We start from the raw sequence: 24,225 nt of genomic DNA, 5'->3' as shown, positions 1-24,225 counted from the left end.
AATCCAATACCATGAAAAAGGAATACCTCAAAGGCAGGGGTGCCCAACACAATTCACATAATAAATTCGAGACCCTCCATTCCGAATGGAGGGATGATTTCCTGGAATACTGTCTGAAACAGGGAGAATTGGCAGACAACAATAAAACAACCTACATTCCTGTCTTTCCCAAATCCATGGTAAACAAAGTGACCAGCCCGGATGTGGGGATGTCCTACTCCATGAACCCTTATCAGGGTTGTGAACACGGCTGTATTTACTGTTATGCCCGGAATACTCATGAATTCTGGGGATACAGCGCAGGTCTTGATTTTGAAAGAAAAGTACTGATCAAGGAGAACGCCCCTGAACTACTGGAAGAAAAATTGAAAAGCCGCTCCTGGAAGGCGGAGACCATTGTGCTATCCGGTAATACGGATTGTTATCAACCTGCAGAGAAAAAATACAGGATCACAAGGGCCTGCCTGGAGATATTCCTGAAATACAGGCACCCGGTGGGGATCATCACCAAAAATGCATTGATCCTGCGCGACCTCGATCTGCTTGCAGAACTGAACTCATACGGGTTGATTGGGGTCAACATATCCGTCACTTCTCTGAAGGAAGAGACGAGGCGCCTGCTGGAACCCAGGACAGCAACAATTGGGAAGCGGCTTAATACCATCAAAGAGCTTTCAGAGTACGGGATCCCTGTAAACGCTATGCTGGCCCCTCTTATTCCGGGCATCAACAGCCATGAGCTGATGGCTCTTGCCAAAACGGTATCTGATCAGGGCGCCCTTTCCTTCGCCTTTACGGTCGTTCGCCTCAACGGGGCTATAGGGATACTCTTCACTGACTGGATCAGGAGGACAATGCCTGATCGGGCTGATAAGGTCCTGAGCCAGATAGAGAGTTGCCATGGAGGTCAGCTGTCAGACAGCAGATTCGGTATTAGGAACAAGGGGGAAGGCCCGCTGGCAGTTCATCTTCACCAAGTGGCCCGCATCGCCAAGCAGAGGTATTTTAAGGGGAAGAAATTTCCCAAACTCAATACTGAGTTACATCAGAGTTATAAGAAGGGGCAGCTGAGGTTATTTTAATTCCCAGCCTTTTCTGTAAAATCCTTTTACCCATTCATTAGCTTTTTCCCAGTTGGTCACCCGCATAGCTTCCCCGTCCCACATCAATTTCTTTCTTCCTGGTCTTATGATGGAAGGCCTGCGACCCGGTTCTTCCGGAGGTACTATTTCCTTGTATTGAAATCCTTTTATCGCGAGGTTACCCATTAATACGGCTTCTGTGAGAGGGCCGGAACGTTCAAAGGCGGAGGAGGTAGGTTTGCCCTCCAGGCAACCTTCCACCCAGTTTCTCTGGTGACCTCCCGTACTGCCTTCCACCCTTGGCAATGTGGGAGTCGGTGGAGAAAAGAGATCCATCATTTCAGAGGGGAGTAATCTCGCATTCCTGGAGTACGTATCGCATACCAGGATCCCTTTGGTGCCGTAGAAAATGGAACCTCCGCCATTATCCCCGATGGTTTCTCCATCCTTCAATTCGTCAGGGAGATCCGGCATGATCCCGCCATCGTACCAGTTGAGGTCGATGTTACCGTGTTTTTCCGTATTGAATTTAAGTCGGACTATAGAGGAAGCGGGACAGGAGGCACTGTAATCGGCCTCTACGAAGTCGCCGACCCAATTGGTGGTACAACTGGCTTCGGCCTCAGTGGGATAACCCAGGTCAAGTACTCCAAATGGGGTTTCCATGATATGGCAACCCATATCCCCCAGGGCTCCTGTGCCGAAGTCCCACCAGCCCCTCCACTTGAAGGGCAAATAAGCATTGTTGTAGTCTCTTTCTGCAGCCGGTCCCAGCCAAAGGTCCCAGTCGAGCCCCTCAGGGATCTCATCCTTTCCTTCTGGCAGGGGTACTCCTTGCGGCCAAACCGGGCGGTTGGTCCAGCAGTCGACCTTTTCCACAGTTCCAATCACCCCGGAATTTATCCATTCCTTGGCCAGTCGGCTACCATCACTGGAGGCTCCCTGATTGCCCATTTGGGTAACGATCCCGTTCTCCCGGGCAACCTTGGTCATAAGTCTCGCTTCAGCAATATTGTGGGTCAGGGGTTTCTCCACGTAGGCGTGTTTCTTTGCCCTCATAAAAGGCAGGGCGATAGTGGCATGCGTATGGTCCGGAGTAGCCACCATCACCGCGTCCATATCTTTTAACTGCTTGTCATAGACCTTGCGGAAATCCTTATACCGCTTCACATCGGGAAAAAGTTCATAGGTCTGAGCAGCACGCCTTTCGTCCACGTCGCAAAAGGATACGAACTTCACCTTTCCGGTTTCCTGCAGTCCCCGGATCACCCCCAACCCTCTTCCACCGACCCCAAAGGCGCCTACATAGAGTGTATCACTGGGGGGTACATGTCCTTTGCCCAGTACAAAGCTGGGAACTATTGAGAATACAGCGGTTGAAGCCGTAACATTTTTAATGAATTTTCGCCTTTGCATAAATGAGATTTTTTGATTTCGGAAGATACAAAAAAAGAATTCTCGTAAAGGGACCTGGCTCGATATGTGATCCGGGCAAGGGAAAGTACCGGACTATAGGCGATCATCTTTCTCCGTTCCACTCTGCGTAGAACTGTTCCAGGTAGCTCAACAGGAATTCATGTCTTTGGGTGGCTATCCTCTTCCCGGTCTGCGTGTTCATCCTGTCTTTGAGCAACAGTAACTTTTCATAAAAGTGATTGATAGTGGGCCCTTCCGATTTTTTGTAAGTCTCCTTGTCCATTTTTAAATTCGGGGAGATGTCCGGGTCGTATATTTTCCGGTTTTTATGGCCTCCGTATTGGAAGGCCCTGGCTACACCGATGGCCCCTAGCGCATCCAGACGGTCCGCGTCCTGCACCACCTGCAGTTCCAGGGGAAGGTCCGTTTTCTTTTTCCGGCCGATGGAATTCTTAAAGGATATCTCCTCTATGATAAAGCACACTTTATCAATGATTTCACTTTCCACTCCTATGGAATTCAGGAATTCCTTAGCCATGCGGGGTCCAATGCTTTCGTCCCCATCGTGAAATTTGGCATCTGCAATATCGTGCAAAAGGGCCCCGAGGCTTACCACAAGAATATCGACATCTTCATCCTTTGCCAGTAAAAGAGCATTTCTGAAGACGCGTTGAGTGTGGAACCAATCGTGCCCTGCCTCTGCATCGCCAAGGGTTTCCCTGACAAATTCAATAGTAGACTCTACGATCTCGGTGGTGTTCATGAGTGAGGGAGGATATCTTTTTTAATGAGTTCTTCTGCCTGCGCAATGATCGCTTCCGGATCTCCCGTGTTGGGAATAGGGGGGTGTACTTTAAAAATAAGGTGGGAGCCAATGCCGTATGGAAATTTGCCGTAGCGAAGCATTTTCCATGAGTTGTTGATGCTGATGGGGACGAGGAGGGCAGAAGGGGCATTTTTCATCAATACCTTAAGGCCTGTGGTCTGGAATTTCTTGGGTTCTCCTGTCCGGCTTCGGGTTCCCTCAGGGAATATGACGGCACTTCGGTTGTGCTTTTCGATGTACACTCCCAGTCTTGCAATGGCCGCAAGGGCCTGCTTGCTGTCCTTCCTGTCTATAAGAACAGAGCCACCGTGTCTGAGGTTGAAGGAGACGCTGGGAATGCCTTTTCCGAGCTCAATCTTGCTCACGAATTTGGGATGATGGCGCCTCATGTACCAGATGATAGGAGGAATATCATTCATGCTCTGGTGGTTAGATACGATGATTAACGGTTTGTCATTGGGGATGGTGTTTTTATTGATAAAGGTGTACCGCGTTCCCAGGATATAGGTGCACCATATGAGGACCAGGTTGAGAATACTTACGCTCTTTTTATGGGCGTTGTATCCAAAAACCCTAAGACAGAACCACTGAATGGGATGAAAAATAAGGAGGGTGATCCCGAAAATCAGGAAATAAAGAACGGTCAGGGGATAAGCCAGGATCTTTCGCATTCCACAAAAATAAAAAACCGCACTTAAGAAGGTGCGGTTCATTTTATTTTACTACCTGCGGATCAGCAAAATTCGTCATAAGCCTCTGTGAGGTTTTCAGCGATCATTTCGGCAGGACGACCTTCAATATGGTGCCTTTCGATCATGTGGACCAGTTCTCCATTCCTAAACAGCGCCATGCTGGGGGAAGATGGAGGAAAGGGGACCATCAGGTTTCTGGCTGCATCTACGGCTTCCGTATCCACCCCTGCGAAAACAGTGATCAGGTGATCCGGTTTTTTCTCGTTTCTGAGGCTCATCTTGGCGGCCGGTCTTGCATTGGCAGCCGCACATCCACAGACGGAGTTGACTACCACCAGGGTAGTACCCTCCTGGTGGATGGCCTTTTCAACAGCCTCTGCGGTGAACAATTCCTCGAACCCTGCGGATGCAAGGTCGTCTCTCATGGGTTTTATCAATTCTGCGGGATACATAGTCTTATTTTTTATTGGGGCAAAGATAAGGAATAACTACTATTTTCTAGCCAAAGCTTTCTTAACACTGCCCCCGCTTTTCTTTGCTAAATCCTATCTTTGCCAAAATTTTTTTATGATTCGCTGGATTGCAGCCATTCTCGGATACTTCTTATTTCGCTTGCCGGGGGCCATTATCGGCTTCTTTTTAGGAAGCGTGATGGACAGTATGGGCTCCGGGTCTGGTGCAAGGACTATTTTTCAGGACCTGTCCCGTCAGAAGGTAACTCCAGCCGATTTTGAACTCAACCTGCTCTCCCTCTGTTCCATAGTCATCAAGGCCGATGGGCAGGTCAGCCAGCGTGAACTCGATTACGTTCGGCAGTACTTCCTCCAAACCTATGGGAAGGAAAAGGCCAACGCCATTTTCAGGACGTTCAACGAGGTGATCAAGAAACGGGAGATCTCGGCGCAGCGCATCTGTAATTACCTCAACCAGCGCACCCGGTACGAAGTCAGGCTCCAGCTCCTGCACTTTTTATTCGCCATCGCCCAGTCAGACGGGTCCATCAGCGCAAAAGAGATAGACAAGATCCGGGAGATCGCAGGCTATTTACGTATAGGGCGGATCGACTACGAAAGTATTCAGGCCATGTTCGTAAAAGCAGCAGACAACGCTTACAAGATCCTGGAGATCGATAAGACTGCTACCGATGATGAAGTAAAGAAGGCGTACAGGACCATGGCCAAAAAGTACCATCCGGACCGTGTCAATACAGAGAACGAAGCCATCAAGAAAGGGGCCGAGGAGAAATTCAAGGAGGTACAGAAGGCCTACGAACAGATACAGAGGGAGAGGGGGATATAACCGTTAAACATGGGTAGTTTCGGATTTTATATAGAATTAGGGCTCGGCCATGTGCTGGATCTAAATGCGTATGACCATATCCTCTTCCTTATGGCCCTGACCATCCCTTACACGTTCAGGATGTGGAAGCAGGTACTCACCCTGGTGACCATCTTTACTGTAGCCCATTGCCTTTCCCTTGCATTTTCTGTCTATGGGATTGCAGAGGTGGATGTGGCCCTGATAGAATTCCTGATCCCGGTTACCATCCTTTTGACCGCCCTGTTCAACCTCAGGGAAGGATTGAAGGAACACAGTGATCTCAGCTTTAAAATGCAGGCAGTTGCCACAGTTTTTTTTGGATTGATTCACGGCTTTGGGTTTTCAAATTATTTTAAGATGCTTATGGCCGGGGAGGAAGAGAAATTGAATCCACTCCTGGGTTTTGCAATGGGGATAGAACTCTCACAACTTATTGTGATTCTCGGCGTTCTACTATTTGCAGCCCTGCTGGAAGGGATTTTGAAGGTACCCCGCAGGTATTTTATCATCGGGACAACGGCTCTGGTGATCGCCATCACTATTCCCATGATCATCAATACATGGCCGTGGTGAAAGGTGCGGCTCAACGGTTTTAATTAAATATTAACCATAATCGGTTGGCGAACTCTGGCAAAGCCGGTATCTTAGTGCGTGATCGCCATCTGAGACAATAGTATATCCGCTTAGAAGTGACCAAGAAAAAGCAGCGAAAATACGATAAGGCCTATTTGAGGATGGCACACGAATGGGGAAAGCTTTCCTATTGCGTGAGAAAAAGGGTAGGTGCCATCATTGTCAAGGACCGGATGATCATCTCCGATGGGTATAATGGTACCCCGACAGGATTTGAGAATATTTGCGAAGACGAAGAAGGGTACACCAAATGGTACGTCTTGCATGCGGAAGCCAATGCCATTTCTAAAGTGGCCTCTTCAACTCAGTCCTGTGAGGGCGCCACTTTGTACATTACCCTTTCTCCCTGCAGGGAATGCAGCAAACTCATACACCAGTCTGGCATAAAACGTGTGGTCTATCAGATCGTGTACAAGGACAACAGCGGACTGGAATTTTTAGAGAAGGCGGGGGTTGTACTGGAACATCTGCCGGAGATCCACGAAGACAATGCGTAAGGACTCATGAAGAGATATCATTACATATGGCCTGCAGTGATCGCCCTGGCACTTGCCTTGGGTATTCTGATTGGGGGAAAGCTGAATTTCAATGACTCCCCTGAAAAGCTTTTTACAACCAATTCCAAAAAAGACAAACTCAACAGGCTTATTGATTATATCGACTACGAGTATGTAGACGATATCAATACGGATAGCATTGTGGATGTCACTGTAAATAATATCCTCGACAAGCTGGATCCTCATTCTGTATACATTCCAAAGGAGGAACTCACCCAGGTATCCGAAAATATGAAGGGGGATTTCGTGGGTATTGGCATCAACTTTTACATGTACAAGGATACCATCACCGTGATCAGGACCATAGAAAACGGACCGAGCTTCCTGAAAGGCATAGAGCCCGGTGACCGGATCATGGTGGCAGACGGGGACACGCTCTACGGCAAGAACCTGCCCAGCAGGAAGATCGTGAGTACACTGAAAGGGGAGAGCGGTTCTACAGTGAATCTCAGGGTATATCGGAAAAAAGAGAACCGATTTTTTGATGTGACCCTTCAGCGAGACAGGGTGCCCATTAGAAGCGTGGAAGCCTACTATATGCTATCTCCTGATATGGGTTATATCAAGATCAACAGGTTTGCGGAAACTACATTCAGGGAATTCAGGAAAGCCCTCAGGGAATTACAGCGTTCCGGAGCGAAGAAACTAACCCTGGACCTCAGGGATAATCCCGGAGGGTATTTGGGGATTGCAGAACAGATGGCCGATGAATTCCTGCAGGAAGGGAAACTCATCCTTTTTACCAAGAACAAGAAAGGCAAGATCGAGAAGATGTATGCCACTGATGCCGGTAGTTTTGAGGACAAACCCGTATATGTGCTGATCAACGAACGCTCGGCTTCGGCCAGTGAGATCATCGCCGGGGCTTTACAGGATAATGATATCGGCACGATCGTCGGCAGGCGTTCGTTTGGGAAAGGGCTGGTACAAAGAGAAATGGCCCTGGGCGACGGTTCTGCGGTGCGGCTGACGGTATCCAGGTATTATACACCTACAGGGCGCTCAATTCAGCGAGACTACCACAACGGTAGTGAAGACTATTACGAGCGGTTCGAGGAACGATATGAAAATGGGGAACTCGTCTCTGCCGACAGTATTAAGGTGGCGGATTCTCTCAAGTTCACTACCCCTAAGGGCAAGGTGGTCTACGGGGGCGGAGGAATTATCCCCGATGTTTTTGTACCTATCGGAAATATGGAGGTGGAGACCATTAAGAGTATGGAAAGCCTCGGATTTATCTCCCGTTTTATCTTTGAGCATCTAGAGGAAGACAGGGAGCGTTATGCTTCGTATACCGAAGATGATTTTGTAAGAAATTTCAGGGTCGATGATATCCTCTTTGAGAAGTTTGTAGATTTTGCCCTGGAGAGCAATATTACGATGGACTTCTATCAGTACGATGAGCGGATCAAATTGTACCTCAAGGCAGCCCTGGCTGAACAGTTGTTTTCTGAAAATCTCAGTGCCAAGATCAAAGGGGAGATCGATCTCATGCTGCAGAAGGTACTCGAATTGGATGCTCCAACCATTCAAGCCGAGAAACCATCTCTAGAGGATTGAAATTTTCCTATTTTACTTCATTAGTCCTTCAGTTTATCCTGTATTTTTTGCGAGGCGAGAAGGATAAGCAAAAGCATGATGGCGCAAAGGGCCGCCACTACTCCGATGACAGCGATAATGCTGTCTTCTCCCAGAGGGTCATTAAAGTCGATGACGGTTACATTGTAGGCGATCAGGGCTAAGGCCAGGATGATCAGTACGATGGAAAATTTCTTATTCATTGCACGGCTTTTTTTGATTCCTCTACTTCCTTAAGGAAATAACTGATTGATGTTTGTGGCAAAGAGTTTTACCGCTATGGCCAGGAGGATCACCCCGAAGACCTTCCTGATGACTCCGAGTCCGCCTTTGCCCAGTACACGTTCTATTTTTGCCGATGATTTCAATACGAGGTAGACAAAGATGATATTCACGATAATAGCCACAATAATGTTCTCCACGTAGAATTCTGCCCTGAGCGACAGCAGGGCGGTCATGGTTCCGGCACCAGCGATCAGCGGAAATGCGATGGGTACCACGGAGGCAGAACTCGGCTCTTCATCCCGGTAGAGGGTAATACCCAGGATCATTTCAATGGCCAGGAAAAAAATAATAAATGCACCGGCGACGGCGAAGGAATACACATCGATACGGATAAGGTTTAGGATCTCCTCTCCCACAAAAAGGAAGGCCACCATGATGCAGCCTGCGATGATGGATGCCCTTTCTGAGTGAATATGCCCCACCTTTTTCCTCAGATCAATTATGATGGGAATACTACCAACGATATCTATGACCGCAAAGAGGATAATACTGGCCGTTGCAATTTCGCGAAAATTCAGGTGCATACCTTCAGGCGTTAAAAACGGTGCAAAAGTACTATATATTTTTTGCATCCATAGTGGAGTAAAACTGAAATAATATGGCAATATGTTCTGAGAATCAGGATATCTTTGTGAACTATTCGTAAACCTATGTTCCAGTTAGGAAAAACCCTGGTATCCGAAGAGATCATCGAGAAGGACTTTGTTTGCAATCTCACTGCCTGTAAAGGGGCATGCTGTGTAGATGGTGATGCGGGCGCACCCCTGGAGGAAAGTGAAACGGAGATTTTGGAGGCCATCTATTCCGATGTAAAACCCTTCCTGAGACCCGAAGGCATCAAGGCTATTGAGTCGCAGGGAACCTGGGTGATAGGGGAAGATGGGGAAAGTGAAACGCCTCTGATCCAGGGAAAGGAATGTGCCTACACCGTATTCAATGCCGATGGTGTGGCGAAATGCGGAATAGAGGAAGCGTTCAACCGTGGGGCCACCGCCTGGAGGAAACCTGTTTCCTGCCACCTGTATCCGGTTCGGGTTACGGAATATTCTTCTCTTACTGCTGTGAATTATCACAAATGGCAGCTCTGCGATCCCGCTTGTGAACTCGGGGAGCAGCTTCAGGTTCCCGTGTACAAATTCGTCAGGGATGCCCTGATCCGCAAATTTGGGGAGCGATGGTACGCTGAACTGGAGGAAGTAGCAAGACAACACCGCACCACGAGCTAGGTATTTCACAGATTTTTTATACCGTTTATGGAGTATTTTTTCAGGGACCTCTCTCATTGACTAGCTTAGATTCCCTTGGTTTAAAATCCGATCTTATTTAAAGGATTTGATTAGAGCTGAGGATAGATAATCTAACCAGTTAAGACCATGAAAAAGTGTGTTCTTTTATTCCTTCTCTTCGTGTTCGTACTCGCGGTCGCGTCTATCATTGAGAACAGGGAAAGAGAGGCTGTCAAATCCGAAATGGGTCAGCAGGAACTCGCGCTTCAGGAAATGTTACCTGCTGCCAACGATACTCCATAAGGATCTATACCCTTTCCTCTCATTTTTAAAGAATATCATGCGGATTTCTACCTGAGCTCCGCATTTTTTATTCTCTTTCTTACGCTTTTAAATTGATTTTTCCGGGATGTAATTGCCGACTCCGGCTCGATATCGATACTATCAAAATGATCATCCGGACCTCCAACTAATGAGGGTTCGTAACTGCACCCAGAGACTTGCCAGCCAGTATACCGAATAGTATCCCAAAATATACTCCCTGGTTAGACTTCTTCCTGTTCAAGCATTTCAAAAAAATATCAGTTTATGCCGGTTTCGCTTAGGGCCGAAGCTACAACCGGCGAGCCTAGATTTCAACACGTTGTGTTAAAAACTTTGGTCGCGTTATCTTAAAACAGACTTTACAGTTTAATAACATTTTTGAATCTTTGTTAGTCCCAACTCGAAGCACTTTTTCACCTCAATACTAACTCTAAATACAGCTTAAAAAATGTCAGACGTCGTAGAACCCATCTTGCAGGAAAATGAAGACAGATTTGTAATATTCCCGATCAAACATCACGACCTGTGGGAATGGTACAAGAAATGCGAGGCGTGTTTCTGGACTGCTGAGGAGATCGACCTGCATCAGGACCTTTCCGACTGGAACAATAAGCTCAATGCAGATGAAAAGTACTTCATCAAACACATCCTGGCCTTCTTTGCCGCCTCTGACGGGATCGTGAATGAGAACCTGGCTGAGAACTTCGTGAACGAAGTGCAGTATACAGAGGCCAAATTCTTCTACGGTTTTCAGATCATGATGGAAAACATCCATTCTGAGACCTATTCCCTTCTGATAGACACCTATGTAAAAGATGAAAAGGAAAAAAATGTTCTTTTCAAGGCCATAGAGAACTTCCCTGCGATAAAGAAAAAGGCCGACTGGGCCCTGAAGTGGATAGAGTCCCCAAGCTTTGCCGAGAGGTTGATCGCCTTCGCTGCCGTTGAAGGAATCTTTTTCTCCGGAGCCTTCTGTTCTATTTTCTGGCTGAAGAAGAGAGGCCTAATGCCCGGACTGACCTTCTCCAATGAATTGATCTCCAGGGACGAAGGAATGCACTGCGACTACGCCGTTCATCTGCACAACAAACACCTGGTCAACAAGGTGCCTAAAAAACGAATAACCGAGATCATTGTGGATGCCCTGAACATAGAAAGGGAATTTATCACCGAGTCTCTCCCCGTAAGCCTTATCGGGATGAACGCAAAATTGATGACTCAATACCTCGAGTTTGTCACAGACCGTCTGCTTGTAGAACTCGGATGTGAAAAGGTATACAACTCTACCAATCCTTTTGATTTTATGGATATGATCTCCCTTCAGGGGAAAACCAATTTCTTCGAGAAACGCGTATCCGAATATCAAAAGGCAGGCGTCCTCAATAAGGAAAAAGATACAGATTCTCAGAAGATCAGTTTCGACGCTGATTTCTAAGTAAACCCCATAGCGTAAGAAGTCCTCTGTACTCGGGGCTTTTTATGCCCTGTTTTTGAAATGTTAAGTTTTTGTGAAACTTGACTAAACCATAGTATTCTAACCAAATAAGCGCAGCAAAATGTATGTAGTAAAAAGAGACGGCAGAAAGGAACCCATGATGTTCGACAAGATCACAGCCAGGGTTCGTAAATTGTGTTATGGACTCAATGACCTGGTAGATCCCGTAAAGGTGGCCATGAGGGTGATTGAAGGACTTTACGACGGGGTGACCACCTCGGAACTCGACAATCTTGCTGCTGAGATCGCTGCGACCATGACTACGGCCCATCCCGATTACGCCAAGCTCGCCGCGCGTATCTCCGTCTCCAACCTGCATAAGAATACCAAAAAGTCCTTCTCAGAAACCATGAAGGACCTGTATGAGTACGTGAATCCAAGGACGGGGAAAGATGCTCCGCTACTCTCGGATGAAGTTTACCAGGTCATTTTGGAAAATGCCGAAAAACTCGATTCCACCATTATCTACAACCGCGATTTTGGCTACGATTATTTTGGTTTTAAAACACTGGAGCGCTCATATCTCCTGAAACTGAACGGGAAGATAGTGGAGAGGCCGCAGCACATGTTGATGAGGGTAGCCGTCGGAATCCATCTCAACGACCTGGATTCGGCTATTGAGACCTATGAGTTGATGTCCAAAAAGTACTTTACCCACGCAACACCCACCCTGTTCAACTCGGGAACTCCCAAACCTCAGATGTCCTCCTGCTTCCTCCTGGCTATGAAAGAGGACAGCATAGACGGTATATACGATACCTTGAAGAATACTGCCAAGATCTCCCAATCGGCCGGGGGAATAGGATTATCTATCCACAATATCAGGGCTACAGGCTCCTATATTGCAGGGACCAACGGTACCTCCAACGGGATCGTTCCCATGCTCAGGGTGTTTAATGATACTGCCAGGTATGTCGATCAGGGCGGAGGTAAAAGGAAGGGAAGTTTTGCTATCTACGTAGAACCATGGCATGCCGACATCTTTGATTTCCTGGAACTGAAAAAGAACCACGGGAAGGAAGAGATGCGTGCGCGCGATCTCTTCTACGCCATGTGGATCCCGGACCTGTTCATGAAGCGGGTGGAGACAGACGCGGAATGGACCCTCATGTGCCCTAACGAATGTCCGGGCCTGTTTACCAGTCACAGCGAGGAATTTGAAAAGCTCTATACAAAATATGAGCAGGAAGGCAAGGGCCGGAAGACAATCAGGGCCAGGGAGCTCTGGGAGAAGATCCTGGAGTCTCAGATAGAGACAGGAACGCCCTATATGCTTTACAAGGATGCGGCTAACCGCAAGAGCAACCAGAAAAACCTGGGAACCATCAGGTCGTCCAACCTGTGTACCGAGATTCTGGAATACACGTCTCCTGATGAGGTGGCCGTATGTAACCTAGCATCTATTGCCCTGCCCATGTTCGTCAAGAATGGCACTTTTGATCACAAGGAGTTATTCCGCGTAACAAAGAGGGTGACCAAGAACCTCAACAGGGTTATCGACAGGAATTTTTATCCCATCGAAGAGGCCAGGAATTCCAACATGCGTCACAGGCCCATAGGTCTTGGAGTACAGGGTCTGGCAGATACCTTTATCTTATTGCGGATGCCCTTTACGAGTGACGAGGCCAAGGCACTGAACCAGGAGATCTTCGAGACCCTGTATTTCGCAGCAGTGACTGCCTCTATGGAGGAGGCAAAAGAGGAAGGCCCTTACTCCACGTACAAAGGTTCCCCTATCTCAGAAGGTAAATTTCAGCATAACCTTTGGGGAGTCAAGGACGAGGAACTGTCAGGTCGATGGGATTGGGCTAAACTCCGAAAAAGCATCAAAAAGCATGGCGTGAGGAATTCCCTGCTGGTGGCTCCTATGCCAACGGCGTCTACCTCCCAAATCCTGGGGAACAATGAGTGTTTTGAACCCTACACCTCCAATATATATACGAGAAGGGTACTTTCCGGTGAGTTTATTGTTGTGAACAAGCACCTTCTGGAAGACCTGGTAAATCTCGGTCTGTGGAATGAGAACCTGAAACAGGAACTTATGAGGGCCAACGGTTCTATTCAGCACATCGAAGGGATTCCGGAGGACATCAAGGAGCTTTACAAGACCGTATGGGAGTTGAGTATGAAAGACATCATTGATATGTCTCGCCAGAGAGGATATTTCATCGACCAGAGTCAATCCCTGAACCTATTCATGGAGAATGCCAATTTCTCCAAGCTCACCTCCATGCATTTTTACGCCTGGAAAAGCGGACTTAAAACCGGGATGTACTATCTCCGGACGAAGGCGGCTGTTGATGCGATCAAATTCACCCTTGATAACACCAAGAAGAAGGAAGTACCGGTCAGTGTTGCAGCCGATGCAGAGGTAACGGCCGCAACTCCTCCGGATCCCAAGGCCGCTAAGGCTATTCAGGTACAGGCCTCTTCGGTAAGTGATTCAGAAGGGGATGTAGAGCCTATGACCCCGGAAGAAATGAAAGCCTTGATCGCACAGGCAAAGGCAGGTCAGGCAGACGACGACTGCCTCATGTGCGGTTCTTGATTGAAAATTAACCTGGACCTACCCTGAACCCGGAATGCTTACAGCTTAGGTAGTAGAGAGTGTTTATTAATTTATGCCCCGGCAACCCTTTTCCCCAAGAAAGGAGTTATCCCGGGGTATATTCTTTTTCCGCCTGTGATCTTATTTATCAAACCTGGGCCTGATCGCGGCATTCCCGACAAACAATAGAAGGACATAAAACAAAAGCAGTAAGAAATAGTATTCCATGACACCCACCTTTACATTAATATACGTGCAAAAGATAGGGTTCGGATCGCAAGCAGGCTGCAGTTATCTGAAAATTAACGCTTTGTGAAAATACTAAGGATGGAGTCAGGGATGATTCAGGGCATTGGGTCGACCTTTTTATAGGCATCGATCACGGCCCTTTCACCCGCAACACCTGGTTTCGAGTTCCCGTGTTCCATCCCCAGGATACCCGTAAAACCTTTATCGCGAATAAATTTAAGGACATTAGCGTAGTTGATTTCCCCGGTGGTAGGTTCCTTCCTTCCCGGGTTATCGCCGATCTGAAAATATGCGATCTCATCCCAGCAAGCTTCAATATTGGGGATGAGGTTCCCTTCCTGGATCTGCTGGTGGTAGATATCAAAGAGGATCTTGCAGGCAGGGGAACCCACAGCCTTGCAGATCTCATATGCCTGAGGACTTTCCGTGAGGAAGAGTCCGGGATGGTCCCTGAAATTCAGGGGCTCCAGTACCATAGTGAGGTTGTGGGGTTCCAGTATCTCTGAGGCCCGTTTTAAACTTTCTATGACATGGGTTGTCTGGTAACCCATATCCAAACGCATATCTTTATGTCCGGGGACCACGGTCATCCACCTGGCACCGACTCTTTTAGCCACCTCAACGGCGTTTCTGATCTGGGACAGGAATTCTTCCCGTTTTTCAGTATCCCCTGATGCCAGGTTGGCACTGTTCCAGTAGATCTTATGGGCGACGAAAACGCCCATTTGCAGTCCCCTATCTTTCATGACTGAGGTCATGGCCTTCTGCTCCTGCACTGGGCGGTCTGTCATGCCGTTGTCCTCGAATGCCCGGAATCCTTCATCGGCCATGAAATGAAGCTGATCCAGGGGATCATCCCCGGCACTTTCGCGAAACATCCCTATGTGGGGAGCGTAATTCAGATTAAATGTATGGGCAGGGGCGAGCTGTTTGCCCAGGACAGAAAACCCTGTCAGGGACAGGGTTCCGGTGGCCAAAGCCGTTCTTTCTATAAAGTGCCTTCTCTTCAATGCATATCCTGTTAGAGGGACCAGTCTTTTCCTCCTGTGAGTTCGTTCACATCTCCACAGGCAATGTATTCCCCGGGTATGGGGAGATAGGCCAGAACATTCTCCCCTACGTATTCGGATGATTTATAGCCCCAGATGGTCATCTCCCTGAGGTTTTTTGCAAAGGAAAAATGGATCATTTCATCCGCAACGGCATCGTTTTCGCCTTGGGAAGCTGCTGACGTATTTTTTATCATCAGCTCCATATTTTCTATATCCTCTTCTTCGGGTGCGTTCAGATCTTTGACAAAGAGGGGCTCCAGGTCTTCGGTGGTCAGATCTTCGACTTTCTCCTTTCCTGTTTCCTTCAATGCCTTTTCGATAAATCTTTTAAAAGATATCCTGGTCAGATCTTGCTGCACTTCATCCACAATCTCATTAGTAAACCGATCGATAAAGACGTGTACGTTCACTTCAGAGGCCGAAGGAGTATCTGTTTTGGGTAAGATGATATCCACTAACTGGATCAGGATTTCACCTTCTTCCTTGGTGAAAAAATCAGGTGTCCAGTCTACCTTCTCAACTTCCTTGCATCCCTGCATTAGGGATAATAGGGTGGGGGTTGCTACTGTATACCCCAGTGCCAGGCCCATATTTTTTAAAGCGATTCTTCTATCCATTACAGTACTCCTTTTTTAAGTTGTTCTGCCGCGTGATTTGCAGCACGTGCCGTAAAGGCCATATAGGTCAGGGAAGGGTTGACACAGGCTGCTGAGGTCATGAATGCCCCATCCGTGACATATACATTCGGAACAGCGTGAACCTGGTTGTAGCCATTGAGCACAGAGGTCTTTGGGTCTCTGCCCATCCTGGCCGTTCCCATCTCGTGTATGCCGAGACCGAGAGCTCCTGGTCTGTCGAATGCCTGTACATCCCTGAGTCCTGCCTTTGTGAGCATTTCAAAAGCCTGTTCCTTCATATCCTCCCGCATGTTCCATTCGTTTTCCTTGAATTCGGCATCGAAAGTGACCGTTGGCAGACCCCACTGGTCGAGTTTGTCATAGTCGAGAGTCATCCTGTTGTCCTCGTAGGGTAGAACTTCCCCAAAACCGCCAATCCCGAAAGTCCAGCCTCCGGGTTTCAGGATGGCCTCCTTCAGGCTTTTTCCGTGAGACAATTCGGTGACGACCTCTTCCCAGTTCCCGCGGCTGCCACTTCCCTGGTATCCGTAACCCCTTTTGAAGGTAGACATGTTCGATTTGCCACCGAGGTTCCTGAACCTGGGGATATATACCCCGTTGGGCTTCCGGCCTTTGTAGATCTTGTCTTCAAAACCGTCGTACTTCCCAGCCGCTCCCACACCCAGGTGGTGGTCCATGATATTTCTTCCCAACTGATCGGAGTCGTTGCCCATTCCGTTGGGGAATCGATCCGATTTGGACTGCATCAGGATAGAAGCCGATGCGATGGCTGAGGCACAGAGGAATACCACTTTAGCCTTGAATTCAAAGGTCTCTTTGGTCACCCTGTCTATAACCTTTACTCCTGTGGCCCTTTGGGTATCCGGGTCGTACATGATTTCATGGACGATGGAATCCGGCCTCAGGGTGAGGTTTCCGGTAGCTTCTGCTGCGGGCAGGGTGGAGGAATTACTGCTGAAATAGGCTCCAAAAGGACACCCTCTGATACATCGGTTTCTGTACTGACAGCGGATCCGACCGTCCCCGCCAAATTGTTTATCACTGTTGATATGGGCTACCCTTCCCGAGGTGATCACACGACCGTCAAAGTGTTCAGCTACCTTTTCCCGAACGTGCTGCTCCACGCAGTTGAGTTCCATCATGGGCTCAAACACGCTATCCGGCAGCTGGGGAAGACCAAGAGCTTCTCCCGATATACCGACGTAGGTCTCCACATAGGTGTACCAGGGCTCAATATCTTTGTACCGAACGGGCCAGTCGACCCCAATGCCTTCCTTCTTATTTGCCTCAAAATCCAGGTCGCTCCACCGGTAGCTGTGCCGACCCCAAAGCAGGGATCTGCCGCCTACGTGATAACCCCGCATCCAGTCGAACCTCTTGGTCTCGTTATAGGGGTGCTCCAGGTCATTGACGAACCAAAAATTATGGGGGGCCCTTACCGTGTATCCCGTTCGGGCCTGCTTGAATTGTTTGGCGACTTCCTCCGGGGGTAATTCACCGTTGTTCGGAAAGTCCCAGGTATCCATGTTGGCTGTGGGATAGTCCTCCCTGTGCCTTACCATCCTGCCTCGTTCCAAAACAAGGGTTTTTAATCCTTTCTCACATAATTCCTTTGCTGCCCAGCCTCCGCTCATTCCGGAACCGACCACAATAGCATCATAGGAATCCTGTACTTCATTGTAATAAAATTTGCTCATCCCTTTTCTGTAGTTTGAGAGCTAAATGTATTAATTATAAAATTAATTGTATACATTTAATCGGCCATATTCTTGAGGAATTCCTGTTAATTAACAGGAGTTTTAATGAATGTTTCAAAAGACTCGAAAATGTAAGTTAGGTTCCATCAACCAATAGGCAGGAGGATATAGTTATCAAGCTGTTAAATGGGGAGTGTTTTTATACAGATAATACCACAACCATGAAGAGAAGAAAATTTGTCAGAAATACCGCAGCAGCAGGTATGGGTTTATCCATCCTGGGCGTATACGGATGCAAACAAGGGAAAAAGGAAGGCACAGAAGAAGCAGAGATTGCTGCTGACATGGCAGAACCCTTTTTTAAGCTTTCGCTTGCCCAATGGTCGGTACACCGTATGATCTGGGACGGGGAACTGGATCCATATGCCTTTGCATCAAAAGCTGCGGAATGGGGCTTTACCGGCCTCGAATATGTGAGCCAGCTCTACGACAAAGAACTGAGGGAGGCCAATTACAGCGCTGAGGCCATGGCGGCATTTGTAGACAGGTCGAATGCCGAGGCCGAGAAACACGGGATGGAAAACGTCCTTATCATGATAGACGGACAGGGTGATCTGGCGACATCGGACGCTGCAGAACGAAAGAGTGCGGTTGAGAACCATCACAAATGGGTCGATGCTGCAAAAGCCATGGGCTGCCATGCGATCAGGGTCAACCTTTCAGGCAGCACGGAACCTGATACCTGGATCGCCAATTCGGTGGACGGCCTTACCCAGTTGGCCACTTATGCAGCGGACAAGGGGATAAATATTCTTGTAGAGAATCACGGCGGTCTGTCCTCCAATGGGGCCATGCTCGCGAGGGTCATGTCTGAGGTGAATATGGATAATTGCGGGACCCTTCCCGATTTCGGAAATTTCTGTATCCGGCGCAACGATCCAGCGGACTACGGCAGTGGGTGTGCCGAGATGTATGATATCTACAAAGGGGTGCAGGAATTGATGCCCTACGCAAAAGCAGTCAGCGCGAAATCCCATAATTTTAACGAAGCCGGAGATGAGACCGAGATCGACTATACCAGGATGCTACAGATCGTAAGGGATGCCGGGTATACTGGTTTCATCGGAGTGGAATACGAGGGGAACGACCTGGGCGAACAGGAAGGGATCATGGCTACAAAGGCCTTGCTTCTGAAATCGGCATCTGAAATGTCTTAATACCGGAATATATCCATGGAAGAATTCTTCAATGAACTCTTTGATTACAACTTCTATTGCAACAAACAATTGATAGAAGCCTTTGCCCGGATGGAGGATGTGCCCGAAAAAACCACGTCTTTATTTAACCATCTTTTAAATGCCCACCATATCTGGAATGCCAGGATAAACGGAGCAGAGCCGGGCTTTGGAGTATGGGAGGAACACACCCAGGCCGAGTGGACGGACGTCCATTATGAGAACCAGCGCAATACTTTTGAGATCATTACCAACACTGATGATTTTGAGGCACGAATCGACTATCAAAATTCTGAAGGGCGATTGTTCACCAATACAGTACAGGATATGCTGTTTCACATCATCAACCATTCTACGCACCACAGGGCTCAGATCCTGGCCGATCTTCGGGCAAACGGAATAGAACCGATTTCCCTGGATTATGTATTTTACAAGCGATAACAACCTAAACAGAGCAATATGAATACGAAAATAAAAGTGCAACTGTCCTTTATGATGTTCCTGGAATTCTTTATCTGGGGAGGTTGGTTTGTCACCCTGGGAACCTTCCTGGGAGATAATCTGAAGGCCACAGGAGGGGAGATCGCCATGGCATTCTCCACCCAGTCCTGGGGGGCTATCATTGCACCATTTATTATTGGCCTTATCGCAGACCGGTATTTCAATGCGGAAAGGATCCTGGGGATCCTGCATCTCCTCGGGGCATTCCTGATGTACCAGTTGTACACTGCTCCAGATTTCTCTGTCTTTTATCCCTACGTCCTGGGCTATATGATCATTTACATGCCCACGCTGGCCCTGGTTAATTCCATTTCCTTCAACCAGATGAAAGACCCGGCTAAGGAGTTTTCCTTTGTCAGGGTATTCGGTACGATCGGGTGGATCGTGGCAGGTCTCATCATCAGCTATGTATTCCTTTGGGATTCTGCGGAATCGAGGGCGGAAGGTATGCTGAAAAATACCTTCCTGATGGTAGCAATCGCTTCGGCCTTCCTTGGGTTGTTCAGCTTTACACTTCCGAAGACACCGCCAACGTCTATCAAGGACGGGAATGTTAACATTTCGACCATCCTGGGCCTGGATGCCCTTAAGCTGCTGAAAGACAGGAATTTCCTAATCTTTTTTATCTCATCCATTCTCATCTGTATCCCGCTGGCCTTCTATTACCAGAATGCGAACCCATTTCTCGCTGAGATCGGAGTGACCAATCCTACCGGCAAAATGACGATCGGACAGGCTTCTGAGGTACTCTTTATGTTGCTGCTTCCTTTCTTCTTTAAACGCTTTGGATTTAAGATCACTATCCTTGCAGGTATGCTGGCCTGGACGGTTCGCTATTTCCTCTTTGCATACGGAAATGCTGGCGATCTGGCCTTTATGCTGATCATCGGAATCGCTTTACACGGGATCTGTTACGATTTCTTTTTTGTCTCCGGGCAGATCTATACGGATTCCAAGGCAGGTGAGAAATTCAAGAGTGCCGCTCAGGGCCTTATCACCCTGGCCACCTACGGACTTGGAATGCTGATCGGTTTCTGGGTTGCAGGGAAGATATCAGACCTCTACCTGGTATCAGAGAACGTTCATGACTGGACGAATATCTGGATCTTCCCGGCCATTTTCGCCTTTGTGGTCATGGCACTTTTTGCTATCTTCTTTAAGAACGAAATCATCGAATACAAAAAATAGAATTCACAATGCCAAAAAAAATCAGACTTGGAATACTCGGAGGAGGAGGAGATTCCCTTATAGGTGTTTTGCACCGGGTAGCCTCCTTTATCAATGATAATTACGCCATTACCGGGGCTGTTTTCAATCCGAAATTCGAGGACAATATAGCCTTTGCTAAACAGATCGATGTACCCACAGACCGGATCTACAAGGACTTCGATACCCTGGTGGAAGAAGAGATGAAACTGCCAAAGGATAAGCGGATACAGGTATGCGCAGTGCTAACCCCTAATTTTCTCCATTTCCCCATGGCGAAAAAATTGCTGGACAACGGGTTTCACGTAATCTGTGAAAAACCCATGACCACTACCTATGAGGAGGCCAAGATCCTCAGGGATGCCCATAAGAAGGCCGGGACCGTATTCGCGGTGACGCATACCTACACAGGGTATCCTATGGTAAGACAAATGCGGGAGATGATCAAAGCAGGTGAACTGGGTAAGATCCACAAGGTAGATGCCCGTTATTACCAGGGATGGATCAATCCCATCATTCACGACAAGGCCAAGCGCTCAACCGTATGGCGCCTCGATCCAAAAAAGGCCGGGATCAGTTCCTGTATGGGGGACATAGGGGTACATGCCTTCAACATGGTTGAATATACTACCGGGTTAAAGGTGAAATCCCTTTTGTGCGACTTCAACTACCTCTATGCCGACAACCAAATGGATGTAGACGGCACGGCCTTGATCCGAATGGGAGAACACGTTAAAGGGGTGATCAGGGCGAGCCAGGTAGCCACAGGGGAGGAGAACGGCCTGGCCATCCGCATCTACGGAGAGAAATTCGGTTTGCTCTGGGAGCAGGAAAACCCTAATTATCTGTACAAGATCAGCGATACTGAACCCATGGAGGTCTATAAACCCGGTCATGCCTACAACAGTGCCCTTTCGCTTGACGGCACCAAACTGCCCCCGGGACACCCGGAAGGGATCTTTGATTCCATGGCCAATATCTACCTCGGTGTAGCCAGAGCGATCCGGGGGGAGAAATACAACGATGGGGAATACCCAACCATGAATGACGGGGTTCGCGGCCTAAACTTTATCGAGGCTACTGTGGCTTCACACAAAGGCGGGAATATCTGGGTCGATCTGGACTAGGGGTACTTATTTTCTCTCAAACACCTTTTCAAAGACCTCGCAGACTATGATCATGCTCTCTCGCGGGACCCTTCCATAGGGCTCCAGTTCCCGGGTGTAATAATCCCAGTGAGTCTTCTTCCAGTAAGCAAGGGATTTGTCACCTTCCCCTTCCAGTTTTGCATAGGACTCCCTGATGCTAAAGAAGGGTTTCAATTCTACGGCTACTGTGCGCACGATGCATTTCGCATTTCCGTCCCAGTCTGTAATGATGGTGAAGTCGCCAATCTTAGGCAGGGGTTCTTTCCTGTATTGCAGGCCCAGAAGGGAATGGCTCGTAGCTCGTTTGACCCCCTTGAGGACCAGTTTAAGGCAGGTATTGGCGTCTTTTTCGTTATCGCAGAAATGAGTTACTGTGGGTTCTGAGGCAAAGGCGTATTCCAGATGCTTGTCTAAAAAATCACCCCACAGGTTTCTCGCTGATGCATTTTTCATAGGAATCGCAGGTTAAGAAATAGATTTTGGAATGATAAAAATAGGAAACCCTCCTTTTGAAAGATCGCTGCCCCGAATCGACTCCTCATAATATGGGTTACATTTTCCATTTAATTCTGTGTATTTCCTATATTTAGGACTTCACCTTTTTAAGAAGCCTTCTTCGGTTTTATCGATTAAAGATAGGACTAAAATCCGAAAAGGGCATCAGGTACATTTTTAAGAACACAACTAAACAACTCTCCATGAAAACAATAAAAGGACCAGCTGTATTCCTTGCACAATTCGTAGACAGCAAACCCCCTTTCAATACTCTCGAAGGCATGTGCAAATGGGCAGCAGACCTGGGGTATAAAGGGATTCAGATACCGACCTGGGAACACTTTCTCATAGATCTTGATAAAGCTGCAAGCAGCCAGGATTACTGTGATGAGCTCAAGGGCAAGATCAATTCCTACGGACTGGAGATCACAGAACTCTCTACCCACCTGCAGGGCCAACTGGTGGCCGTGCATCCTGCCTATGACCTTATGTTCGACAATTTCGCACCGGATGCTGTGAAGAACAATCCTAAGGCCCGGACGGAATGGGCGGTTGACGTGGTTAAAAAAGCGGCTACGGCAAGCAGGCGTTTAGGCCTGAAATCGCATGCCACCTTTTCGGGAGCCCTCCTCTGGCATACCTGGCATCCCTGGCCACAGCGTCCCAAGGGCCTCGTTGAGATGGGGTTCGAGGAACTCGCAAAGAGGTGGAAGCCTATCCTCGACCACTTCGACAAGGAGGGGGTAGATGTGTGTTACGAGATCCATCCCGGGGAAGACCTCCACGACGGGGATACTTTTGAACGCTTTCTGGAGGCCACCGGCAACCACAAAAGGGTGAACATCCTCTATGACCCCAGCCACTTCGTCCTGCAGCAACTGGATTATATCACTTACATCGATCACTACCACGAGTTTATCAGGGCCTTCCATGTGAAAGATTCCGAATTTAATCCCACCGGGAAGAAAGGGGCCTTCGGAGGGTATAACGACTGGGGGGACCGGGCCGGGCGATATCGATCCCTGGGTGACGGGCAGATCGATTTTAAGACGATCTTCTCAAAACTGACTCAGTACGGTTGCGATGTCTGGGCAGTCATGGAATGGGAATGCTGTATCAAGAGCCCGGAACAGGGGGCGAGGGAAGGAGCGAAGTTTATACAGGATCATATCATAGAAGCCACGGAGAAGACCTTTGACGATTTTGCCGGAGGGGATATAGACAAGAAAATGCTCCGAAAAATACTGGGAACATAAAGCTTAACACATGAAAATAGTTCACATTTTACTGGTAGTCGCCGGCCTTTCTTTCCTGCAATGCAAAGAGAAGTCACAAACAGAAAATAAAAACGCGGAAGAAATGGCAATTTCAGAGGAATCTACTTCGGTTGAGGAGGAATGGGAAGTGCTTTTCGACGGGACCTCCTTCGATCACTGGAAGGGATACCTAAGTGACGGGATGGCCGAGAACTGGAAGATTGAGGAAGGCGCCATGGTGTTCTATCCCCCAAAGGAAAGGAAGAAGGGAGAAAGCTTCAATATTGTGAGCCGTCAGGACTATACCAATTTTATACTGTCACTGGAATGGAAGGTGGCCGAGGGGGCCAACAGCGGAATTTTTTGGGGAGTAAAGGAGGATGATGCCTATGGCCAGCCCTATGAGACGGGCCCTGAGATACAGGTATTGGACAACGAACGTCATCCCGATGCCAAGGCCGGTAACACGCATCAGGCGGGGGCTCTGTACGACATGGTAGCTCCCACTGAAGATGTCACAAAGCCCGCAGGCGAGTGGAATACCTGTGTCATTACGGTTAATTACGGGGAACACAAGGGAAAGGTAAATCTCAACGGGGTGGATATCGTGAGCTTTCCCCTGGGGAATGAGGAATGGGATGCCATGGTCTCAAAATCAAAATTTGCCGGCTGGAAGGGCTTCGGGAAGTTCCATACGGGAAAGATCGGGCTGCAGGACCACGGAGATGTGGTGGCCTTCAGAAATATCAGAATCAAAAAACTTTGA

At 48.2% G+C, this 24,225-nt stretch carries 25 protein-coding genes; 15 read left to right on the top strand and 10 right to left on the bottom strand.

The genetic code is table 11. The annotated features are described in order from the left end of the window. The first annotated feature begins 11 nt into the window (after window positions 1–11). Window positions 12–1,082 (top strand): PA0069 family radical SAM protein, encoded by a 1,071-nt coding sequence (locus IEV19_RS07370; protein ID WP_188370011.1) that lies wholly within the window; start codon window positions 12–14, stop codon window positions 1,080–1,082. On the opposite strand, the gene IEV19_RS07365 is transcribed toward IEV19_RS07370, so the two are convergent. The 4 genes from IEV19_RS07365 to IEV19_RS07350 all read right to left on the bottom strand — a co-directional run bounded on the left by IEV19_RS07365 (window position 1,074) and on the right by IEV19_RS07350 (window position 4,468). Beyond that, window positions 1,074–2,498, bottom strand: coding sequence for a Gfo/Idh/MocA family protein (locus tag IEV19_RS07365; protein ID WP_188370010.1), 1,425 nt, complete (start codon window positions 2,496–2,498; stop codon window positions 1,074–1,076). The two genes, IEV19_RS07370 and IEV19_RS07365, sit on opposite strands and share 9 nt — an antisense overlap. A 103-nt stretch (window positions 2,499–2,601) precedes the next feature. Beyond that, complete coding sequence (locus IEV19_RS07360) at window positions 2,602–3,261, bottom strand: HD domain-containing protein (RefSeq protein ID WP_188370009.1); 660 nt, start codon at window positions 3,259–3,261, stop codon at window positions 2,602–2,604. Next, the gene (locus tag IEV19_RS07355; protein WP_188370008.1) at window positions 3,258–3,995 is read right to left on the bottom strand and encodes a lysophospholipid acyltransferase family protein; all 738 of its coding nucleotides are present in this window, start codon (window positions 3,993–3,995) and stop codon (window positions 3,258–3,260) included. The genes IEV19_RS07360 and IEV19_RS07355 overlap by 4 nt, the downstream gene beginning before the upstream one ends. 62 nt (window positions 3,996–4,057) lie before the next feature. After that, complete coding sequence (locus tag IEV19_RS07350) at window positions 4,058–4,468, bottom strand: BrxA/BrxB family bacilliredoxin (RefSeq protein WP_188370007.1); 411 nt, start codon at window positions 4,466–4,468, stop codon at window positions 4,058–4,060. 115 nt (window positions 4,469–4,583) lie between these two features. Here IEV19_RS07350 and IEV19_RS07345 point away from each other — a divergent pair, with 115 nt between their 5' ends. The 4 genes from IEV19_RS07345 to IEV19_RS07330 all read left to right on the top strand — a co-directional run bounded on the left by IEV19_RS07345 (window position 4,584) and on the right by IEV19_RS07330 (window position 8,086). Beyond that, a complete protein-coding gene (locus IEV19_RS07345; protein WP_188370006.1) occupies window positions 4,584–5,315 on the top strand; it encodes a tellurite resistance TerB family protein in 732 nt (243 codons plus the stop codon). Window positions 5,316–5,324: 9 nt separating this feature from the next. Then, on the top strand, window positions 5,325–5,909 hold the full coding sequence (locus IEV19_RS07340; RefSeq protein ID WP_188370005.1) for a HupE/UreJ family protein: 585 nt from the start codon (window positions 5,325–5,327) through the stop codon (window positions 5,907–5,909). Between the two features lie 116 nt (window positions 5,910–6,025). Further along, complete coding sequence (locus IEV19_RS07335; RefSeq protein WP_188370004.1) at window positions 6,026–6,466, top strand: deoxycytidylate deaminase; 441 nt, start codon at window positions 6,026–6,028, stop codon at window positions 6,464–6,466. Window positions 6,467–6,472: 6 nt separating this feature from the next. Next, complete coding sequence (locus tag IEV19_RS07330) at window positions 6,473–8,086, top strand: S41 family peptidase (RefSeq protein ID WP_188370003.1); 1,614 nt, start codon at window positions 6,473–6,475, stop codon at window positions 8,084–8,086. A 20-nt stretch (window positions 8,087–8,106) separates the two neighbouring features. Here IEV19_RS07330 and IEV19_RS07325 read toward each other — a convergent pair whose 3' ends face one another. Next, window positions 8,107–8,307: a hypothetical protein gene (locus IEV19_RS07325; protein WP_188370002.1), complete on the bottom strand. Its 201-nt coding sequence runs from the start codon at window positions 8,305–8,307 to the stop codon at window positions 8,107–8,109. A gap of 30 nt (window positions 8,308–8,337) precedes the next feature. Continuing rightward, complete coding sequence (locus tag IEV19_RS07320) at window positions 8,338–8,913, bottom strand: MarC family protein (protein WP_188370001.1); 576 nt, start codon at window positions 8,911–8,913, stop codon at window positions 8,338–8,340. 126 nt (window positions 8,914–9,039) lie between these two features. Here IEV19_RS07320 and IEV19_RS07315 point away from each other — a divergent pair, with 126 nt between their 5' ends. The 4 genes from IEV19_RS07315 (at window position 9,040) to IEV19_RS07300 (ending at window position 13,982) form a co-directional block, all read left to right on the top strand. Then, on the top strand, window positions 9,040–9,615 hold the full coding sequence (locus tag IEV19_RS07315) for a DUF3109 family protein (protein ID WP_188370000.1): 576 nt from the start codon (window positions 9,040–9,042) through the stop codon (window positions 9,613–9,615). Window positions 9,616–9,762: 147 nt separating this feature from the next. Next, entirely contained in the window at window positions 9,763–9,918 is a 156-nt protein-coding gene (locus IEV19_RS07310) for a hypothetical protein (RefSeq protein WP_188369999.1), read from the top strand. A gap of 469 nt (window positions 9,919–10,387) precedes the next feature. Continuing rightward, entirely contained in the window at window positions 10,388–11,374 is a 987-nt protein-coding gene (locus IEV19_RS07305; protein WP_188369998.1) for a ribonucleotide-diphosphate reductase subunit beta, read from the top strand. 121 nt (window positions 11,375–11,495) lie between these two features. After that, window positions 11,496–13,982, top strand: coding sequence for a ribonucleoside-diphosphate reductase subunit alpha (locus IEV19_RS07300; protein WP_188369997.1), 2,487 nt, complete (start codon window positions 11,496–11,498; stop codon window positions 13,980–13,982). A 344-nt stretch (window positions 13,983–14,326) separates the two neighbouring features. Here the strand turns inward: IEV19_RS07300 and IEV19_RS07295 are convergent, their stop codons facing one another. Genes IEV19_RS07295 through IEV19_RS07285 form a run of 3 tightly spaced genes read right to left on the bottom strand, consistent with a single transcriptional unit; the run spans window position 14,327 to window position 17,618 of the window. Continuing rightward, on the bottom strand, window positions 14,327–15,241 hold the full coding sequence (locus IEV19_RS07295) for a hydroxypyruvate isomerase family protein (protein ID WP_188369996.1): 915 nt from the start codon (window positions 15,239–15,241) through the stop codon (window positions 14,327–14,329). 11 nt (window positions 15,242–15,252) lie between these two features. Continuing rightward, window positions 15,253–15,900, bottom strand: a complete 648-nt coding sequence (locus tag IEV19_RS07290) for a gluconate 2-dehydrogenase subunit 3 family protein (RefSeq protein WP_188369995.1) — start codon at window positions 15,898–15,900, stop codon at window positions 15,253–15,255. Next, window positions 15,900–17,618, bottom strand: a complete 1,719-nt coding sequence (locus IEV19_RS07285; RefSeq protein ID WP_188369994.1) for a GMC oxidoreductase — start codon at window positions 17,616–17,618, stop codon at window positions 15,900–15,902. The genes IEV19_RS07290 and IEV19_RS07285 overlap by 1 nt, the downstream gene beginning before the upstream one ends. A 221-nt stretch (window positions 17,619–17,839) precedes the next feature. Between IEV19_RS07285 and IEV19_RS07280 the strand changes: the two genes are divergently transcribed. Genes IEV19_RS07280 through IEV19_RS07265 form a run of 4 tightly spaced genes read left to right on the top strand, consistent with a single transcriptional unit; the run spans window position 17,840 to window position 21,687 of the window. Then, the gene (locus tag IEV19_RS07280; RefSeq protein ID WP_188369993.1) at window positions 17,840–18,835 is read left to right on the top strand and encodes a sugar phosphate isomerase/epimerase family protein; all 996 of its coding nucleotides are present in this window, start codon (window positions 17,840–17,842) and stop codon (window positions 18,833–18,835) included. Window positions 18,836–18,850: 15 nt separating this feature from the next. Then, window positions 18,851–19,294 (top strand): DinB family protein, encoded by a 444-nt coding sequence (locus tag IEV19_RS07275; protein WP_188369992.1) that lies wholly within the window; start codon window positions 18,851–18,853, stop codon window positions 19,292–19,294. Between the two features lie 18 nt (window positions 19,295–19,312). Beyond that, on the top strand, window positions 19,313–20,542 hold the full coding sequence (locus tag IEV19_RS07270; protein WP_188369991.1) for a nucleoside permease: 1,230 nt from the start codon (window positions 19,313–19,315) through the stop codon (window positions 20,540–20,542). Window positions 20,543–20,550: 8 nt separating this feature from the next. Next, a complete protein-coding gene (locus IEV19_RS07265) occupies window positions 20,551–21,687 on the top strand; it encodes a Gfo/Idh/MocA family protein (RefSeq protein WP_188369990.1) in 1,137 nt (378 codons plus the stop codon). Window positions 21,688–21,693: 6 nt separating this feature from the next. Here IEV19_RS07265 and IEV19_RS07260 read toward each other — a convergent pair whose 3' ends face one another. Next, window positions 21,694–22,161 carry an ASCH domain-containing protein gene (locus tag IEV19_RS07260; RefSeq protein ID WP_188369989.1) on the bottom strand — a complete coding sequence of 156 codons (468 nt, stop codon included), beginning with the start codon at window positions 22,159–22,161 and terminating at the stop codon, window positions 21,694–21,696. Between the two features lie 245 nt (window positions 22,162–22,406). Between IEV19_RS07260 and IEV19_RS07255 the strand changes: the two genes are divergently transcribed. After that, a complete protein-coding gene (locus IEV19_RS07255; RefSeq protein WP_188369988.1) occupies window positions 22,407–23,459 on the top strand; it encodes a sugar phosphate isomerase/epimerase family protein in 1,053 nt (350 codons plus the stop codon). 10 nt (window positions 23,460–23,469) lie between these two features. Then, the gene (locus tag IEV19_RS07250; RefSeq protein ID WP_188369987.1) at window positions 23,470–24,225 is read left to right on the top strand and encodes a 3-keto-disaccharide hydrolase; all 756 of its coding nucleotides are present in this window, start codon (window positions 23,470–23,472) and stop codon (window positions 24,223–24,225) included.

Origin of the sequence: Muriicola marianensis (assembly GCF_014638095.1) — a bacterium.
Classification (GTDB): Bacteria; Bacteroidota; Bacteroidia; order Flavobacteriales; family Flavobacteriaceae; genus Muriicola; species Muriicola marianensis.
Note: the sequence above shows the minus strand (reverse complement) of the source record. Positions and strands in the feature narration are given on the sequence as shown.